Annotated in this window: 21 protein-coding genes; all 21 read left to right on the top strand. The window is 41.2% G+C overall.

Annotated elements, in window-relative coordinates; translation table 11 throughout:
* Positions 1 to 20 precede the first annotated feature (20 nt).
* The 21 genes from HMPREF1149_RS06980 (at position 21) to HMPREF1149_RS06880 (ending at position 17,887) form a co-directional block, all read left to right on the top strand.
* Complete coding sequence (locus HMPREF1149_RS06980) at positions 21 to 524, top strand: phosphatase PAP2 family protein (RefSeq protein ID WP_000800920.1); 504 nt, start codon at positions 21 to 23, stop codon at positions 522 to 524.
* A 113-nt stretch (positions 525 to 637) separates the two neighbouring features.
* A complete protein-coding gene (locus tag HMPREF1149_RS06975) occupies positions 638 to 1,084 on the top strand; it encodes a LytTR family DNA-binding domain-containing protein (RefSeq protein WP_000776579.1) in 447 nt (148 codons plus the stop codon).
* A gap of 5 nt (positions 1,085 to 1,089) precedes the next feature.
* A complete protein-coding gene (locus HMPREF1149_RS06970; protein WP_000725736.1) occupies positions 1,090 to 1,764 on the top strand; it encodes a LiaF transmembrane domain-containing protein in 675 nt (224 codons plus the stop codon).
* Positions 1,765 to 1,868: 104 nt separating this feature from the next.
* Complete coding sequence (gene rpmB, locus HMPREF1149_RS06965; protein ID WP_001140948.1) at positions 1,869 to 2,057, top strand: 50S ribosomal protein L28; 189 nt, start codon at positions 1,869 to 1,871, stop codon at positions 2,055 to 2,057.
* A gap of 152 nt (positions 2,058 to 2,209) precedes the next feature.
* A complete protein-coding gene (locus HMPREF1149_RS06960) occupies positions 2,210 to 2,575 on the top strand; it encodes an Asp23/Gls24 family envelope stress response protein (RefSeq protein ID WP_000216435.1) in 366 nt (121 codons plus the stop codon).
* A gap of 2 nt (positions 2,576 to 2,577) precedes the next feature.
* Positions 2,578 to 4,245, top strand: coding sequence for a DAK2 domain-containing protein (locus HMPREF1149_RS06955; RefSeq protein ID WP_000036684.1), 1,668 nt, complete (start codon positions 2,578 to 2,580; stop codon positions 4,243 to 4,245).
* Between the two features lie 124 nt (positions 4,246 to 4,369).
* Positions 4,370 to 4,576: a hypothetical protein gene (locus HMPREF1149_RS06950; protein WP_000390701.1), complete on the top strand. Its 207-nt coding sequence runs from the start codon at positions 4,370 to 4,372 to the stop codon at positions 4,574 to 4,576.
* Positions 4,573 to 4,767 (top strand): hypothetical protein, encoded by a 195-nt coding sequence (locus tag HMPREF1149_RS06945; RefSeq protein ID WP_000750983.1) that lies wholly within the window; start codon positions 4,573 to 4,575, stop codon positions 4,765 to 4,767. Before HMPREF1149_RS06950 ends, HMPREF1149_RS06945 begins: the two co-directional genes overlap by 4 nt.
* The gene (locus tag HMPREF1149_RS06940) at positions 4,754 to 5,629 is read left to right on the top strand and encodes an ABC transporter ATP-binding protein (protein ID WP_000216051.1); all 876 of its coding nucleotides are present in this window, start codon (positions 4,754 to 4,756) and stop codon (positions 5,627 to 5,629) included. Before HMPREF1149_RS06945 ends, HMPREF1149_RS06940 begins: the two co-directional genes overlap by 14 nt.
* Before the next feature lie 12 nt (positions 5,630 to 5,641).
* The gene (locus HMPREF1149_RS06935; protein ID WP_000794217.1) at positions 5,642 to 6,376 is read left to right on the top strand and encodes an ABC transporter permease; all 735 of its coding nucleotides are present in this window, start codon (positions 5,642 to 5,644) and stop codon (positions 6,374 to 6,376) included.
* A gap of 4 nt (positions 6,377 to 6,380) precedes the next feature.
* A complete protein-coding gene (locus tag HMPREF1149_RS06930) occupies positions 6,381 to 7,478 on the top strand; it encodes a sensor histidine kinase (protein WP_000890466.1) in 1,098 nt (365 codons plus the stop codon).
* Position 7,479: 1 nt separating this feature from the next.
* The gene (locus HMPREF1149_RS06925; protein ID WP_000772070.1) at positions 7,480 to 8,079 is read left to right on the top strand and encodes a response regulator transcription factor; all 600 of its coding nucleotides are present in this window, start codon (positions 7,480 to 7,482) and stop codon (positions 8,077 to 8,079) included.
* A 302-nt stretch (positions 8,080 to 8,381) separates the two neighbouring features.
* A complete protein-coding gene (gene rpsL / locus HMPREF1149_RS06920; RefSeq protein ID WP_001142332.1) occupies positions 8,382 to 8,795 on the top strand; it encodes a 30S ribosomal protein S12 in 414 nt (137 codons plus the stop codon).
* Positions 8,796 to 8,814: 19 nt separating this feature from the next.
* Positions 8,815 to 9,285 carry a 30S ribosomal protein S7 gene (gene rpsG / locus HMPREF1149_RS06915; protein ID WP_000087873.1) on the top strand — a complete coding sequence of 157 codons (471 nt, stop codon included), beginning with the start codon at positions 8,815 to 8,817 and terminating at the stop codon, positions 9,283 to 9,285.
* A gap of 276 nt (positions 9,286 to 9,561) precedes the next feature.
* Entirely contained in the window at positions 9,562 to 11,643 is a 2,082-nt protein-coding gene (fusA, locus tag HMPREF1149_RS06910; RefSeq protein WP_000090342.1) for an elongation factor G, read from the top strand.
* A 330-nt stretch (positions 11,644 to 11,973) separates the two neighbouring features.
* Positions 11,974 to 13,674 (top strand): acetolactate synthase large subunit, encoded by a 1,701-nt coding sequence (locus tag HMPREF1149_RS06905; RefSeq protein WP_000411750.1) that lies wholly within the window; start codon positions 11,974 to 11,976, stop codon positions 13,672 to 13,674.
* Positions 13,667 to 14,143 carry an acetolactate synthase small subunit gene (gene ilvN, locus HMPREF1149_RS06900; protein ID WP_001253806.1) on the top strand — a complete coding sequence of 159 codons (477 nt, stop codon included), beginning with the start codon at positions 13,667 to 13,669 and terminating at the stop codon, positions 14,141 to 14,143. The genes HMPREF1149_RS06905 and ilvN overlap by 8 nt, the downstream gene beginning before the upstream one ends.
* A 90-nt stretch (positions 14,144 to 14,233) precedes the next feature.
* Positions 14,234 to 15,256, top strand: coding sequence for a ketol-acid reductoisomerase (ilvC, locus tag HMPREF1149_RS06895; RefSeq protein WP_000290683.1), 1,023 nt, complete (start codon positions 14,234 to 14,236; stop codon positions 15,254 to 15,256).
* A 79-nt stretch (positions 15,257 to 15,335) separates the two neighbouring features.
* Entirely contained in the window at positions 15,336 to 16,586 is a 1,251-nt protein-coding gene (gene ilvA / locus HMPREF1149_RS06890; RefSeq protein WP_000947303.1) for a threonine ammonia-lyase IlvA, read from the top strand.
* An 82-nt stretch (positions 16,587 to 16,668) separates the two neighbouring features.
* On the top strand, positions 16,669 to 17,565 hold the full coding sequence (locus tag HMPREF1149_RS06885; RefSeq protein WP_000244068.1) for an SPFH domain-containing protein: 897 nt from the start codon (positions 16,669 to 16,671) through the stop codon (positions 17,563 to 17,565).
* A 106-nt stretch (positions 17,566 to 17,671) separates the two neighbouring features.
* Entirely contained in the window at positions 17,672 to 17,887 is a 216-nt protein-coding gene (locus tag HMPREF1149_RS06880) for a capsule biosynthesis transcriptional regulator (RefSeq protein WP_000241003.1), read from the top strand.
* Positions 17,888 to 17,900: the final 13 nt, after the last annotated feature.

The following is a 17,900-nucleotide window of genomic DNA, read 5'->3' as shown; positions in this document are numbered from 1 at the left end:
GTAATGAATGAGAAGTATAAATGAAAAATTATCAAGAATGGTATCAAAATATCAGCTCCAGACTCACCAGCCATCCCCCTCTTTTATTTCTGTTACGCAGTTTCAATCGTTTGATGACAGTCACCATGCCCCTGGTCTACCTGGCCTTGCTAGTCACCACTTACCTGCAACTAGGACTTAGTCAGCAAGTTGGGATTTATTTGTTTATCCCTGCCTCGGGCTTTGTGATCTTGTCCCTGTTTCGTAAGAAAATCAATCACCCACGACCTTATGAAACTTGGGACATCCGTCCCCTGCTTGACAAGGATAGTTCGGGACAGTCTATGCCCAGTCGTCATGTCTTTTCGGCAACTATCATCTCCATGGCCTATTTCCATGCTTGGACTTTGATCGGAATGATCTTGCTTATTTGCTCAGGAGTCTTAGCCTTGGTCCGAGTATTATGTGGTGTGCATTATCCAAAGGACGTCTTGGTTGGCTATGTCTGCGGTCTGTTGTGGGGGTTCCTTTTCTTCCTATTCTGACATGTAAGTTAGGCTGGTCCTACAACCACTTACTGCTTCATATTGACCACTTGCTTTTTTACCCTTGTATTCCTAACTTAGCTTTGATATAGTAGAGTCAGAAAGGAGATGTGATGAAGTTACGAATTGAGATTGACGGCAATTTAGATGAGACTGAAATTGTCATCAAGACCCCTGCTTTGACAGATGAAATTGCAGATTTGCAACGACTTTTGCAAGAGTCAAAGGCTCCGAGGTTGACTTTTTACAAGGGGACAGGTGAATATTATCTAGACCTGTCAGAAATTCTCTTCTTTGAAACTGAAGGGAGCAAGATCTACGCTCATAACCAGAAGGAAGCCTATGAAGTTCGTCTCAAACTTTATGAGTTGGAGTCTATCTTGCCTCGCTATTTTAGTCGAGTTTCCAAGTCAACTATCGCAAACATCCGTCAGATTTACTCAGTGGACAAGTCCTTTTCAGGAACGGGCACCATTTCCTTTTATCAGACGCACAAGGAGGTTCATGTCTCACGGCATTACCAATCCCTCCTAAAAGAAAATCTAAGAAACATGAGGTAAAAAACATGAAAAAGAAAGCATTTGGTATTGTTTTATTGGTTTTAGCAGCTTGGATCTTGCTGCAAGGGAATTTTGGAATACCTTCTTTGGATGGTAAAATATGGCCTTTGATTGGTATCGCCTTTTTTGCTTACCAATCAGTTGAAGCTTTGCTTCGTCGTCATCTAACATCAGCAGTTTTTACCGCTCTAGTAGCCTTAATGATTGCGAATCATTTTTATAGCATTTTTCCTATTCCAAACCAGTCTTTGTTTTGGGCTAGTATCTTAGCAGTGCTAGGTGTTGGTTATCTGACGCATTCAAGTAAGTTCTGGAATGAAAAAAAATGGTGGTACAATGGGAAAAAAACAGTCGTCACGGATAAGGAAGTCGCTTTTGGTAGCGGGACCTTCTATAAGCAAGATCAAGATCTCGTAGATGACCAAGTGGAAGTCGCTTTTGGAGATGCTAAAATCTACTATGATAATGCAGAGATGCTGGGTGATTTTGCAACTTTAAATATTGAAGTGGCCTTCGGGAATGCAACCGTCTATGTTCCACAACACTGGCGTGTCGATTTGAAAGTAGAAACCTCCTTTGGTGCAGCTAAGGCAGACGCTCCTGTAGCACCAACCAGCAAAACCTTGATTATCCGTGGGGAAGTCGCTTTTGGTAAACTTGGAGTTGTTTACGTTAAATAAAAAAATAGTTTAGGCCCTTGATAAATTCAAGAAAGTGTGATAACATAGTACGGTATGTGGTGCTAGCACATCCGCTATATTAGATCTAATAGGAGGAAAACACAATGGCTAAAGTATGTTACTTTACAGGTCGTAAGACTGTATCAGGAAACAACCGTTCACACGCGATGAACCAAACAAAACGTGCCGTAAAACCAAACCTTCAAAAAGTTACTGTTCTTATCGATGGTAAACCTAAAAAAGTTTGGGCTTCAGCTCGTGCTTTGAAATCAGGTAAAGTTGAACGCGTTTAATAAAGATGAAAAGACCGCTTGGGTCTTTTTCTTTTGCTCTATAGATAAAATCATTTGAAAAATAGAGTAAATATCCGCCGATACAGCATTCTGCTTTTACACTTGGGCTGAAATATGATAAAATAGAGTATCAACTAGTTGAGGTAAAAAAAATGACTGTAAAAATTAATACAAAAGATGGTCAAATCGAACTGACAGATGAAGTGATTGCAACCGTAGTAGGTGGTGCCGCAACTGAGATTTTTGGAGTGGTCGGTATGGCTAGTAAAAATGCCCTCAAAGACAATTTCCAAGCCCTCCTTGGTAAGGAAAATTATTCTAAGGGTGTTGTCGTGAAGGCAGCCGAAGATGGTAGCATCGCAGTTGATGTTTATACCGTGTTGAGCTACGGAATAAAGATAAGCGAAGTGTCAAAAAACATTCAAGAGCGTGTTCGTTTTAGTCTAGAAAATCAACTAGGAATTACTGCTCAGACTGTGAATGTCTACATTCAAAATATCAAAGTTGTAGGAGAATAATCGTGTCAAAAATTACTACCAGTTTATTCCAAGAGATGGTGCAAGCTGCATCAACTCGTTTGAATAAGCAAGCAGAATATGTCAATTCATTGAACGTCTTTCCAGTTCCAGATGGAGATACTGGGACAAACATGGGAATGACCATTGAAAATGGTGCGAAAGAAGTAGCAGACAAGCCTGCTTCTACAGTTGGAGAAGTAGCGAGCATTCTTGCCAAAGGGCTCTTGATGGGTGCGCGTGGGAACTCAGGAGTTATCACTTCTCAGCTCTTCCGTGGCTTTTCTCAGGCTATCAAGGAAAAAGATGAATTAACAGGTCAAGACTTGGCTCTTGCCTTCCAATCTGGTGTCGAAGTAGCTTATAAAGCGGTTATGAAACCAGTTGAAGGAACCATTTTGACTGTTTCTCGTGGAGCGGCTATTGGAGCTAAGAAAAAAGCCGAGGAGACAGATGATGCTGTTGAGGTCATGCGTGCAGCCTTGGAAGGCGCAAAAGCAGCTTTGGCTAAGACACCAGAAATGCTTCCAGTCCTTAAGGAAGTTGGTGTGGTAGACTCAGGTGGTCAAGGTTTGGTCTTCATCTACGAAGGATTCCTTTCAGCTCTTACTGGTGAATACAGTGCTTCTGAAGACTTTGTAGCTACTCCTGCCAATATGAGTGAAATGATCAATGCAGAGCACCACAAGTCTGTAGCAGGTCATGTGGCAACTGAGGATATTACCTTCGGTTACTGTACGGAGATTATGGTAGCTCTCAAACAAGGTCCAACTTATTCTAAAGACTTTGACTACGATGAATTCCGTAACTACTTGAATGAACTCGGTGACTCGCTCCTTGTTGTCAATGATGATGAAATCGTCAAAGTTCACGTCCATACAGAAGATCCAGGTCTTGTTATGCAAGAAGGTCTCAAATATGGTAGCTTGATCAAAGTAAAAGTGGACAACATGCGTAATCAACACGAAGCGCAAGTTGAAAAAGAAGCAACTCAAGGCAACAAGCCTGCTGAAACAAAAGAGTATGCCATTATCGCAGTAGTAGCTGGTCAAGGTTTAACAGATATCTTCCGTGCCCAAGGTGTGGATTATGTCATCGAAGGTGGTCAGACAATGAACCCTTCAACAGAAGACTTTATCAAGGCTGTTGAACAGGTCAATGCTCGCAACATTATCTTCTTGCCAAACAACAAAAATATCTTTATGGCAGCTCAGTCTGCGGCTGAAGTGCTTGAACAACCTGCTATTGTGGTAGAAGCGCGTACAATTCCTCAAGGTTTGACGAGTCTTCTTGCTTTTGATCCAAGCAAATCAATCGAAGAAAACAAAGAACGCATGACTGCAGCCCTTGGTGATGTCGTAAGCGGTAGTGTAACAACAGCCGTTCGCGACACAACGATTGATGGATTAGCAATTCATGAAAATGACAATCTTGGTATGGTAGATGGAAAAATCCTTGTGTCAAATCCTGACATGCACCAAACCTTGACAGAAACCTTGAAACATATGTTGGACGAAGATAGTGAAATCGTGACTTTCTATGTCGGTGAAGATGGAAGCGAAGAACTTGCCAATGAAATTGCCCAAGAAATCGCAGAAGAATTTGAAGATATTGAAGTAGAGATTCACCAAGGTCAACAACCCGTATATCCATATCTTTTCAGTGTGGAATAAAAATTTAATCGATTAAAAAGAAAGTTGATTTTGCAACTTTCTTTTTTTATGACATTTGTCATATTTCCTAGTGACAGAAGCATCTAGCTCCGCTAACTTCAAAAGACTATAATTGAAGTATGAAATGGAGGAAGAAGAAATGAAAAATAAAATGATTGTCGCAGTGAGTTTAGTAGCAGCAGGAGTTATGACCTATCTCATGTTTTCAGGATTGGACGAGGGGTTCTATCATTTTCCTTGGGAGCTCTTTGCTGGCTTTGGAATGATGTCTTGGCTTGTCAGAGAAGGTTTGAAATTAGTCAGAGATGTGAAAAAGGAGTTTGAGGAATGAAAAAAACAATCATCTATCTCTTTATCGGTCTGTCACTCTTGGTATGGTTAGTGGAAATGTTTACTGGGTGGTTTGACCAAACCTTACTTCGCCAATTTATTCGTGGTGCTTGGGGTTTTGGATTTATGATTTTCGTTGTTTTCCCTATGGGAATGGAGTGGTTGAAAGGAGAATCTCATGACTGTGATTAAAGTTGAGAAATTGAGTAAGAAAATACAAGGCAAGGAGATCTTGCGGAACATCTCCTTTGAAATCAACGATGGTGAATGTGTCGCCTTGATTGGGCCCAACGGAGCTGGAAAAACAACCTTGATTGATTGCCTCTTGGGAGACAAGTTCATGAGCTCAGGTCAGATAGCCATTCAAGGGTTTGTACCAACAGATCCTCGATTAAAGCAGCTTATTTCTGTCTTGCCCCAAGAAAATGCAGTTGTCCAAAGCTTGAAAGTGAAAGAACTTCTATCATTTTTTAAGTCACTTTATCCCGACAGCCTTTCAGACAAAGAAATTGATGACTTGCTTAGATTCTCAGACAAGCAGAAAAATCAGCTAGCGGGCAAGTTGTCTGGTGGGCAAAAACGCTTGTTCTCTTTTGTGTTGGCACTAATCGGTCGTCCGAGAATTCTATTTTTAGACGAGCCAACTGCTGCCATGGATACCTCAACACGTCAGCATTTTTGGGAAATTGTCAATCAGTTAAAGAAAAATGGTGTCACCATTGTCTACTCTTCTCACTATATCGAAGAGGTAGAACATACGGCTGACCGCATTTTGGTGCTCCATAAGGGAGAATTGATTCGCGATACGACGCCTTATGCTATGCGTGGTGAAGAACAAGAAAAACATTTTACGGTACCTCTAACTTATCAGGAAGTTATCAGCACTTTGGACCAGGTTCAAGAGATTGAAATCAAGCAAAATGCTCTTTCCTTCACAACCAGAGAAGCCAGCCAGGTATGGGAAGCCTTGCAAGAACAGGGTTGCACAATCGAAGAAATTGAAGTTCGCAATCGAACTCTCTTAGATAGTATCTTTGAAACGACTCAAGATTAAAGGAGATTGACGATGAAAAATATGACAAGTCTCATGAAAATGGAAATCATTCTGATGAAACGGCAAGCCGTCTACTACTTGCTATCCATCGGACTCCCAAGCGTGTTTTACCTTATCTTCTCTGGTATGATGTCAGGGTCAGACATTCCAGAAATCGCTCTTCAAGCCTATCTCTTTGCTATGACGGTCTTTAGTATCATGTCAAGCGCCTTTTTCAGTATTCCTAGCACACTCGAGTCTGATAAGACAAACAACTGGCAAAAATTGATTCAACATTCTCCTGTTTCTATGGTAGAATATTATGTATCAAAACTGTTCAGTACTCTACTGACTTTCTTGCTATCAATTATAGTTGTCTTTTCGGTTGGTCATTTTGTCCGTGGAGTGACTCTGCCTTGGCTTGACTGGTTGGTGATTGGAGCTATTTTGCTGGTCGGAAGCGTGGTCTTTATCAGCATGGGTGTCTTGGTGAGCTTGCTTCCCAGTGCTCAACTGATGACGGTTATTGGAAATATTGCCTATATTGCTTTGGCTGTCCTAGGTGGACTCTGGTTCCCTTTGAGTTCCTTCCCAGAATGGCTCCAATCTATTGGAAAACTGACTCCAACCTATCAACTGATGCAGGTTGTCTCTACTTATTTGGAGCACCACGAGTTTAACATTCTTGCTGCCTTGGTTGTACTAGGTTATACAGTTTTCTTTGGTGTATTGGTTATTCAACTGAAAAAACGGATCGAGGTAAAATAAATCTATGTTGGAAAAATTAAAAAACACTCATTATATGTTTCATATTTCGCTAGTGTTTATCATCTTTCCTATAGCGGGTGTCATCGTTGGAGAGTACCCGCTTTTAACCTTGTTATGGACCCTACTATTTGTCCTAGCCTTCTATTCAGTTTTAGTCAGTCAAAATCGAACTGTGCAGTGGCTTGCTTGGTGGATCATGCTTGCCTATATTTTTTACAGTTCCGTCTGGTTAAATGCGGGCTTCGCTTGGTTTATCTTTTATTTATCAAACCTCCTCGTTTACCAACTGGATGGGATTTCTTTTCACTCTTGGCGTTTTGTCAGTTTTATTGTCTTGCAACCCTTGATTTTGACAGGGATTTATATGGTCGATCAAGTTAGCCCCTGGCAACTGCTCTTTTTCTTGGTGACCTTTGTCTTTTCTGATGCCTTTACTTTTGGTCTTTATCGCATTCGGATGACAGAAGAACTAAAAGAAGAAAAGAGAAAACAAAATGCTAAGCTCAATCTTTTTTTGGCTGAAAATGAGCGCAGTCGTATCGGCCAGGATCTTCATGATAGTCTAGGCCATACTTTTGCCATGCTGAGTGTGAAGACGGACCTTGCCCTCCAGCTTATTCAAATGGATGCCTATCCTCAAGTGGAAAAAGAGTTAAAAGAAATTCATCAGATCAGTAAAGAATCCATGAACGAAGTTCGTACCATCATTGAAAATCTCAAAACCAGAACACTTGCCTCCGAGTTTGCGACTGTTAAAAAAATGCTGGAAATTGCAGGAATTGAAACGGAAATCGATCACCAACTAGATACAGCTAGCCTAACTCAGGAATTAGAATCAACGGCCTCCATGATTTTACTTGAGTTAGTGACCAACATCATTAAACATGCCAAAGCATCGAAAGCCTACTTAAAATTAGAACGAACTGAGAAAGAACTCATTCTAACAGTGAGAGATGATGGCTGTGGATTTGCTTCTCTAAAAGGAGATGAACTCCATACCGTTCGAGACCGTGTCCTTCCTTTTTCAGGAGAAGTAAAGGTGATCAGTCAGAAACATCCGACTGAAGTGCAGGTTCGACTACCTTATAAGGAGAGAAACTAAGATGAAATTACTTGTTGCAGAAGATCAAAGTATGTTGCGAGATGCTATGTGCCAGTTGCTTACCTTTCAACCAGATGTAGAGACTGTCCTACAAGCCAAGAATGGGCAAGAAGCAATTCAACTCTTAGGAAAGGAGTCCGTAGATATCGCCATTCTTGACGTAGAAATGCCTGTTAAGACAGGCCTCGAAGTCTTGGAGTGGATACGAGCAGAAAAGCTAGAAACAAAGGTGGTTGTGGTGACGACCTTCAAGCGCCCTGGCTATTTTGAACGTGCGGTCAAGGCTGGAGTAGATGCTTATGTCTTGAAAGAAAGAAGCATTGCAGACCTCATGCAAACCTTGCATACTGTTCTCGAAGGGCGCAAGGAGTATTCGCCTGAATTGATGGAAGTGGTGATGACGCATCCCAATCCGTTAACAGAACAAGAAATCGCTGTTTTAAAGGGAATCGCTCGGGGCTTGTCTAATCAAGAAATCGCAGACCAACTCTATCTATCAAATGGAACCGTCCGAAACTATGTCACCAATATTCTTTCGAAACTAGATGCTGGTAACCGAACAGAGGCGGCCAACATCGCAAAAGAATCTGGTTGGCTTTGATAACAACTCAAATAATTGCTAAATTGAAGGAAATCCATACTAGAAAGGAGGAGGCAAATTGCCTCTTTTTTTGTTTAGAAAAGCGGCGAAAGCCAGTGTCAAAGAGTTAAAAGATCAGAATAAAAATGAAAAATATCTTGACAATGAAGGGAAAATTGTGTTACAATAATAGACGGTACTTTTTACTTTTGGTCTCTCAAAAGTGTACAGGGACGTGCTGACAAATGTTGCAAAAGTACACACAGATGGTAGCTGTCACCAAGTGTATCATCACCAAAAATAAAAAACACAGGAGAATGTAGATGCCTACAATTAACCAATTGGTTCGCAAACCGCGTAAATCAAAAGTAGAAAAATCTAAATCACCAGCTTTGAACGTTGGTTACAACAGTCATAAAAAAGTTCAAACAAACGTTTCTTCACCACAAAAACGTGGTGTTGCAACTCGTGTTGGAACAATGACACCTAAAAAACCTAACTCTGCCCTTCGTAAATTCGCTCGTGTACGTTTGAGCAACCTTATCGAAGTTACTGCCTACATCCCAGGTATCGGACACAACTTGCAAGAGCACAGCGTGGTGCTTCTTCGTGGTGGACGTGTAAAAGACCTTCCAGGGGTACGTTACCATATCGTCCGTGGTGCACTTGATACTGCAGGTGTTAACGATCGTAAACAAGGCCGTTCTAAATACGGTACTAAACGTCCAAAAGCATAAGGAAAGGGGATAAAGAGAAATGAGTCGTAAAAATAGAGCTCCAAAACGTGACGTATTGCCAGATCCGCTTTACAATTCACAACTAGTTACTCGTCTTATCAACCGCGTTATGCTTGATGGTAAACGTGGTACAGCTGCTTCAATCGTTTACGGTGCTTTTGAGCAAATCAAAGAAGCTACTGGCAACGATGCACTTGAAGTATTTGAAACAGCTATGGAAAACATCATGCCTGTACTTGAAGTACGTGCACGTCGTGTTGGTGGATCTAACTACCAAGTCCCAGTTGAAGTTCGCCCAGAACGTCGTACAACACTTGGACTTCGTTGGTTGGTAACCATCGCTCGCCTTCGTGGTGAACACACAATGCAAGACCGTCTTGCAAAAGAAATCTTGGACGCTGCAAACAACACTGGTGCAGCAGTTAAGAAACGTGAAGACACTCACCGTATGGCTGAAGCTAACCGTGCCTTCGCACACTTCCGTTGGTAAGATAGGATACGAAAGCGTTAAGAAAGTCCCAGAGAAAATAGGGAATCGAAGTAGGTTGCGATTGCAACCAATGAGATTCATCTTTTTCTCCAGACTTTTAGCTTGAGTTCAACTCGGCTAATTAACTTTAGCCCGAGTTCAATTCAACTTGTCTACAAGTTGAAACCAACAAAAACAAGATAAACATTGAGAACGGGTAGGTCCTGCCTATCCGTTTTTATTAAAATCGTGTTATAATAGAATAGAAATCAAAAATAAATAGGAGAAACAAACCTCATGGCACGCGAATTTTCACTTGAAAAAACTCGTAATATCGGTATCATGGCTCACGTCGATGCCGGTAAAACAACTACTACTGAGCGTATTCTTTACTACACTGGTAAAATCCACAAAATCGGTGAAACTCACGAAGGTGCGTCACAAATGGACTGGATGGAGCAAGAGCAAGAACGTGGTATCACTATCACATCTGCTGCGACAACAGCTCAATGGAACAACCACCGTGTAAACATCATCGACACACCAGGGCACGTGGACTTCACAATCGAAGTACAACGTTCTCTTCGTGTATTGGACGGTGCGGTTACCGTTCTTGACTCACAATCAGGTGTTGAGCCTCAAACTGAAACAGTTTGGCGTCAAGCAACTGAGTACGGAGTTCCACGTATCGTATTTGCCAACAAAATGGACAAAATCGGTGCTGATTTCCTTTACTCAGTAAGCACACTTCACGACCGTCTTCAAGCAAACGCACACCCAATTCAATTGCCAATCGGTGCTGAAGATGATTTTCGTGGTATCATCGACTTGATCAAGATGAAAGCTGAAATCTATACAAACGACCTTGGTACAGATATCCTTGAAGAGGATATTCCAGCTGAATACCTTGAACAAGCTCAAGAATACCGTGAAAAATTGATCGAAGCAGTTGCTGAAACTGATGAAGATTTGATGATGAAATACCTCGAAGGTGAAGAAATCACTAACGAAGAATTGAAAGCGGGTATCCGTAAAGCTACTATCAATGTTGAATTCTTCCCAGTATTGTGTGGTTCTGCCTTCAAAAACAAAGGTGTTCAATTGATGCTTGATGCGGTTATCGACTACCTTCCAAGCCCACTTGACATCCCAGCAATCAAAGGTGTTAACCCAGATACAGATGAAGAAGAAACTCGTCCAGCATCTGATGAAGAGCCATTTGCAGCTCTTGCCTTCAAGATCATGACAGACCCATTCGTAGGTCGTTTGACATTCTTCCGTGTTTACTCAGGTGTTCTTCAATCAGGTTCATACGTATTGAACACTTCTAAAGGTAAACGTGAACGTATCGGACGTATCCTTCAAATGCACGCTAACAGCCGTAAAGAAATCGACACTGTTTACTCAGGCGATATCGCTGCTGCCGTTGGTTTGAAAGATACGACAACTGGTGACTCATTGACTGATGAAAAAGCTAAAATCATCCTTGAATCAATCGACGTTCCAGAACCAGTTATCCAATTGATGGTTGAGCCAAAATCTAAAGCAGACCAAGACAAGATGGGTATCGCTCTTCAAAAATTGGCTGAAGAAGATCCAACATTCCGCGTTGAAACAAACGTTGAAACTGGTGAAACAGTTATCTCTGGTATGGGTGAGCTTCACCTTGACGTCCTTGTTGACCGTATGCGTCGTGAGTTTAAAGTTGAAGCAAACGTAGGTGCTCCTCAAGTATCTTACCGTGAAACATTCCGCGCTTCTACTCAAGCACGTGGATTCTTCAAACGTCAGTCTGGTGGTAAAGGTCAATTCGGTGATGTATGGATTGAATTTACTCCAAACGAAGAAGGTAAAGGATTCGAATTTGAAAACGCAATCGTCGGTGGTGTGGTTCCTCGTGAATTTATCCCAGCGGTTGAAAAAGGTCTTGTAGAAGCAATGGCTAACGGTGTTCTTGCAGGTTACCCAATTGTTGACGTTAAAGCTAAACTTTACGATGGTTCATACCACGATGTCGACTCATCTGAAACTGCCTTCAAGATTGCTGCATCTCTTGCACTTAAAGAAGCTGCTAAGACTGCACAACCAGCTATCCTTGAACCAATGATGCTTGTAACAATCACTGTTCCAGAAGAAAACCTTGGTGATGTTATGGGTCACGTAACTGCTCGTCGTGGACGTGTAGATGGTATGGAAGCACACGGTAACAGCCAAATCGTTCGTGCTTACGTTCCACTTGCTGAAATGTTCGGTTACGCAACAGTTCTTCGTTCTGCATCTCAAGGACGTGGTACATTCATGATGGTATTTGACCACTATGAAGATGTACCTAAGTCAGTACAAGAAGAAATCATTAAGAAAAACAAAGGTGAAGAATAATCTGTCTTCGCAATAGAAGGAAGTCACATAGTGGCTTCCTTTTTTATTACCTTTATTTCACACAGATTTGCTGAATATATTATGGAAATTTAGGAATTAAATGAAAATCTTGCCAACTTCCATCCCATGTACGAAGAAATTAGACTGATTTAATAAATGAAAGTAAGGAAAAGTTCCTTATTTTGATGATATGTTAATAAAAATGATAAAAAAGTTCATAAATACACTTTTAGATAGAAAATTCAGAAAATTGCTTCTTTTGTCTTGAAAATTTTTGAAAAAATGGTATGATAGTAACAAGCTATTTTTAAGAGAAGAGAAAGGGGAACAATGGAGAAAATCAGTTTAGAATCTCCTAAGACGGGGTCGGATCTAGTTTTGGAAACACTTCGTGATTTAGGAATTGATACCATATTTGGCTATCCTGGTGGTGCAGTCTTACCTTTGTATGATGCGATATACAATTTTAAAGGTATTCGTCACATTTTAGGACGCCATGAGCAAGGTTGTTTGCACGAAGCTGAAGGATATGCCAAATCAACTGGAAAGTTGGGTGTTGCTGTCGTCACGAGTGGACCGGGAGCTACAAATGCCATTACAGGGATTGCAGATGCCATGAGCGATAGCGTTCCCCTTTTGGTCTTTACGGGTCAGGTGGCGCGAGCAGGGATTGGGAAAGATGCCTTTCAGGAGGCGGACATCGTGGGAATTACCATGCCAATCACTAAGTACAATTACCAAGTTCGTGAGACGGCAGATATTCCTCGCATCATTACGGAAGCTGTTCATATCGCAACGACAGGTCGTCCAGGGCCTGTCGTGATTGACCTACCAAAAGACGTATCTGCCTTAGAGACAGATTTCATCTATTCACCCGAAGTGAATTTGCCAAGCTATCAGCCGACTCTGGAGCCAAATGACATGCAAATCAAGAAAATCTTGAAGCAATTGTCAAAAGCCAAGAAACCTGTTTTATTAGCAGGTGGTGGAGTTAGTTATGCAGAAGCAGCTACAGAACTCAATGAGTTTGCAGAACGCTACCAAATTCCAGTCGTGACCAGTCTTTTAGGACAAGGTACGATTGCAACGATTCATCCGCTTTTTCTTGGAATGGGAGGTATGCACGGGTCTTTCGCAGCTAATATTGCCATGACGGAAGCCGACTTTATGATTAGTATTGGTTGCCGTTTCGATGACCGCTTGACTGGAAATCCTAAGACCTTTGCGAAGAATGCTAAGGTTGCCCACATTGATATTGACCCAGCTGAGATTGGCAAGATTATCAGAGCAGATATTCCTGTGGTGGGCGATGCTAAGAAAGCCTTGCAGATGCTACTAGCAGAACCAACTGTTCATAACAATACTGAGAAATGGATTGAAAAAGTCACCAAGGACAAGAATCGAGTTCGTTCTTATGATAAGAAAGAACGTGTGGTTCAACCGCAGGCCGTTATTGAACGCATCGGTGAGTTGACGAATGGGGATGCCATTGTTGTAACTGACGTTGGTCAACACCAAATGTGGACGGCTCAGTATTATCCTTACCAAAATGAGCGTCAGTTAGTCACTTCAGGTGGTCTGGGTACCATGGGATTCGGAGTTCCCGCAGCTATCGGAGCTAAGATTGCCAATCCGGAAAAAGAAGTTATCCTTTTTGTCGGTGATGGTGGCTTCCAGATGACCAATCAGGAACTAGCAATCCTAAACATATACAAGGTACCGATTAAGGTTGTCATGTTGAATAACCACTCCCTAGGAATGGTTCGTCAGTGGCAGGAATCCTTCTATGAGGGTAGAACTTCCGAATCAGTCTTTGATACACTTCCTGATTTCCAGCTGATGGCACAGGCTTACGGCATCAAAAATTATAAATTTGATAATCCAGAGACGCTAGAGAAGGATTTAGAAGTCATTCTGGAGGATGTGCCCATGTTTATCGAGGTGGATATTTCTCGTAAGGAACAAGTTTTACCGATGGTACCAGCTGGTAAGAGCAATCATGAGATGTTGGGGGTTAAGTTCCATGCGTAGAATGTTAACAGCAAAACTACAAAATCGTTCAGGAGTTTTGAATCGTTTTACAGGTGTCCTTTCACGTCGTCAAGTCAATATTGAGAGTATCTCAGTTGGTGCGACAGAGAATCCTGATGTATCACGGATTACCATCATTATCGATGTAGCTTCACACGATGAAGTAGAGCAAATCATTAAACAACTGAATCGTCAGATTGATGTGATTCGCATTCGAGATATCACAGATAAACCACACTTGGAAAGAGAAGTTATCTTGGTGAAGGTATCTGCTCCTGCTGAAAAGCGTGCAGAAATCTTGGCCATTATCCAACCTTTCCGTGCAACGGTAGTAGATGTGGCTCCAAGCTCCATCACTATTCAGATGACTGGAAATGCTGAAAAGAGTGAAGCTTTATTGCGAGTGATTCGACCATATGGTATCAAAAATATCGCTCGTACGGGTGCAACTGGATTTACCCGCGACTAATACTCTTTGATTTTCATTGACTATAAAATCCAGCATAAATTTGTTAAACCAGCCTAAAAGGCAATAAATAATAGAAAAGAGAGAAAAACTATGGCAGTTCAAATGGAATACGAAAAAGATGTTAAAGTAGCAGCGCTTGACGGTAAAAAAATCGCCGTAATCGGTTATGGTTCACAAGGACATGCGCATGCGCAAAACTTGCGTGATTCAGGTCGTGATGTCATTATCGGTGTACGTCCAGGTAAATCTTTTGACAAAGCAAAAGAAGATGGTTTTGACACTTATACAGTGGCAGAAGCAACTAAATTGGCTGACGTTATCATGATCTTGGCACCAGACGAAATCCAACAAGAATTGTACGAAGCAGAAATCGCTCCAAACTTGGAAGCTGGAAATGCAGTTGGATTTGCCCATGGTTTCAACATCCACTTTGAATTTATCAAAGTTCCTGCAGATGTAGATGTCTTCATGTGTGCTCCTAAAGGACCAGGACACTTGGTACGTCGTACTTACGAAGAAGGATTTGGTGTGCCAGCTCTTTACGCAGTTTACCAAGATGCAACAGGAAATGCTAAAAACATTGCTATGGACTGGTGTAAAGGGGTTGGAGCAGCTCGTGTTGGTTTGCTTGAAACAACTTACAAAGAAGAAACTGAGGAAGATTTGTTTGGTGAACAAGCTGTACTTTGTGGTGGCTTGACTGCCCTTATCGAAGCAGGTTTTGAAGTCTTGACAGAAGCAGGATACGCCCCAGAATTGGCTTACTTTGAAGTTCTTCATGAAATGAAATTGATCGTTGACTTGATCTATGAAGGTGGATTCAAGAAAATGCGTCAATCTATTTCAAACACTGCTGAATACGGTGACTATGTATCAGGTCCACGTGTGATTACTGAGCAAGTTAAAGAAAACATGAAAGCTGTCTTGGCAGATATCCAAAATGGTAAATTTGCAAATGACTTTGTAAATGACTACAAGGCTGGACGTCCAAAATTGACTGCTTACCGTGAACAAGCAGCTAACCTTGAAATTGAAAAAGTTGGTGCTGAATTGCGTAAAGCAATGCCATTCGTTGGTAAAAATGACGACGACGCATTCAAAATCTACAACTAATTCTTGTGAAGAAAAACAGAAGGCGAGTTGGGGGTACCTAACTCGCTTTTTATCTTAAACAGTATTTGAGGAGGAGACAATGCTAAGTGCAAAAGACGTGGTGAAAGCCCACAAAGTATTGAGTGGTGTAGTAGTCAATACTCCGCTTGATTATGATCATTATTTATCGGAGAAGTATGGTGCTAAGATTTATTTGAAGAAGGAGAATGCCCAGCGTGTTCGTTCCTTTAAGATTCGCGGAGCCTATTATGCCATTTCTCAACTATCAAAAGAAGAACGTGAGCGTGGTGTAGTCTGTGCCTCTGCAGGAAATCACGCCCAAGGTGTCGCCTATACTTGTAATGAGATGAAGATTCCTGCAACCATCTTTATGCCCATCACAACACCGCAACAAAAGATTGGACAGGTTCGCTTTTTTGGTGGAGACTTCGTGACCATTAAACTAGTTGGAGATACCTTTGATGCCTCAGCTAAAGCAGCTCAAGAATTTACAGTTTCTGAAAGCCGCACCTTTATTGATCCCTTTGATGATGCTCATGTCCAAGCAGGTCAAGGGACTGTCGCCTATGAAATTCTTGAAGAAGCTCGTAAAGAGGCTATCGATTTTGATACAGTACTCGTGCCAGTAGGCGGTGGCGGACTGATTGCAGGGGTTTCGACCTATATCAAAGAAACTAATCCCGCTATCGAAGTAATTGGTGTAGAAGCCAATGGTGCCCGTTCGATGAAGGCAGCCTTTGAAGCTGGAGGACCAGTTAAACTCAAAGAGATTGATAAGTTCGCTGATGGGATAGCCGTACAGAAGGTTGGACAATTAACCTATGAAGCGACCCGTCAGAATGTTGAAACGCTGATTGGGGTGGACGAGGGATTGATTTCTGAAACCTTGATTGATCTTTATTCCAAACAAGGAATTGTAGCGGAACCAGCAGGGGCTGCCAGCGTTGCAGCCTTGGAAGTTTTATCAGACTATATCAAAGGCAAGACGATTTGTTGTATTATTTCTGGAGGAAATAACGATATCAACCGTATGCCAGAGATGGAAGAACGTGCCTTGATTTACGATGGAATCAAGCATTACTTTGTAGTGAACTTTCCACAGCGTCCTGGAGCCCTCCGAGAGTTTGTAAATGATATCTTGGGGCCAAATGATGACATCACTCGTTTTGAATATATCAAACGAGCAAGTAAGGGGACGGGGCCCGTATTGATTGGGATTGCTCTTGCCAATAAGCATGATTATGCTGGATTGATTCATCGAATGGAAAAGTTTGACCCGTCTTATATTAATTTGAATGGAAATGAAACACTGTATAATATGCTAGTTTAAACTAAAATAAAATTATTATCATATTATTTGCGTAATGATAACGATGGTGTTATAATGAGGGTGATGAAAGGGGGAGATTCCCATGGTTTTACAAATTTTACTTGTTGTATTGATTTTAGTGGTGATTGCATCAGTGATTACGATTAGTTCTGTATATGTGGTACGACAACAATCTGTCGCTATTATAGAACGCTTTGGTAAATACCAAAAGTTGAGCAATAGTGGTATTCATTTGCGGGCTCCCTTTGGGATTGATAGAATTGCAGCAAGAGTACAACTACGCTTGTTGCAGAGTGAAATCGTTGTAGAGACAAAGACGCAAGATAATGTATTTGTAACGATGAATGTGGCAACTCAGTATCGAGTGAATGAAAACAATGTCACAGATGCCTATTATAAATTGATGCGTCCAGAAGCCCAAATCAAATCCTATATTGAAGATGCTTTGCGCTCATCTGTACCAAAGTTAACCCTAGATGAGTTGTTTGAGAAGAAGGATGAAATCGCCTTAGAAGTTCAAAAACAAGTGGCAGAAGAAATGTCTACGTATGGGTATATCATTGTCAAAACGCTGATTACTAAGGTTGAACCTGATGCTGAAGTAAAACAATCAATGAATGAAATCAATGCAGCTCAACGTAAGAGAGTTGCAGCGCAAGAACTTGCTGAAGCAGATAAGATTAAGATCGTGACCGCAGCAGAAGCAGAAGCAGAAAAAGATCGCCTACATGGTGTAGGGATTGCAGAACAGCGTAAAGCGATTGTTGACGGACTGGCTGATTCTATCAAAGAGTTAAAGGGAGCTAATGTTGAGCTGACTGAAGAACAAATCATGTCTATCCTATTAACGAACCAGTATTTAGATACATTGAATAATTTTGCAGAAAAAGAAGGTAATAATACAATCTTCCTACCAGCAAATCCTAATGGAGTTGAGGATATAAGAACTCATATATTGTCGGCTTTAAAAGCCAAATAAAAATATGCAGAATAATATAGTTGTGACGAATATATGTTTTTTTATTGACAGATGAAATAAAAACGTATACAATTAAGAATTGTAAAGAATAATTCAGGAGAAGAACATGGTTAAGTCAAACTTTGAAAAGGTAGAAGCAGTTGTTGGCTGGGTTCGTGATAAGAAGATCACAGGTTACCGTATCTCTAAAGAAACGAATGCGCGTGAAATGTCTATCATTGCCCTAGCACAAGGACGCGCAAAAGTTAAAAATATTTCATTTGAAACAGCTCTTAGTTTAATCGATTTCTATGAAAAAAATCATGAAAAATTTGAAGATTGAACTGTGGTTACAG

It is taken from the genome of Streptococcus sp. BS35b (genome assembly GCF_000286475.1).
GTDB classification, from domain to species: Bacteria; Bacillota; Bacilli; order Lactobacillales; family Streptococcaceae; genus Streptococcus; species Streptococcus oralis_W.
This window is presented reverse-complemented; position numbering and strand designations above follow the sequence as displayed.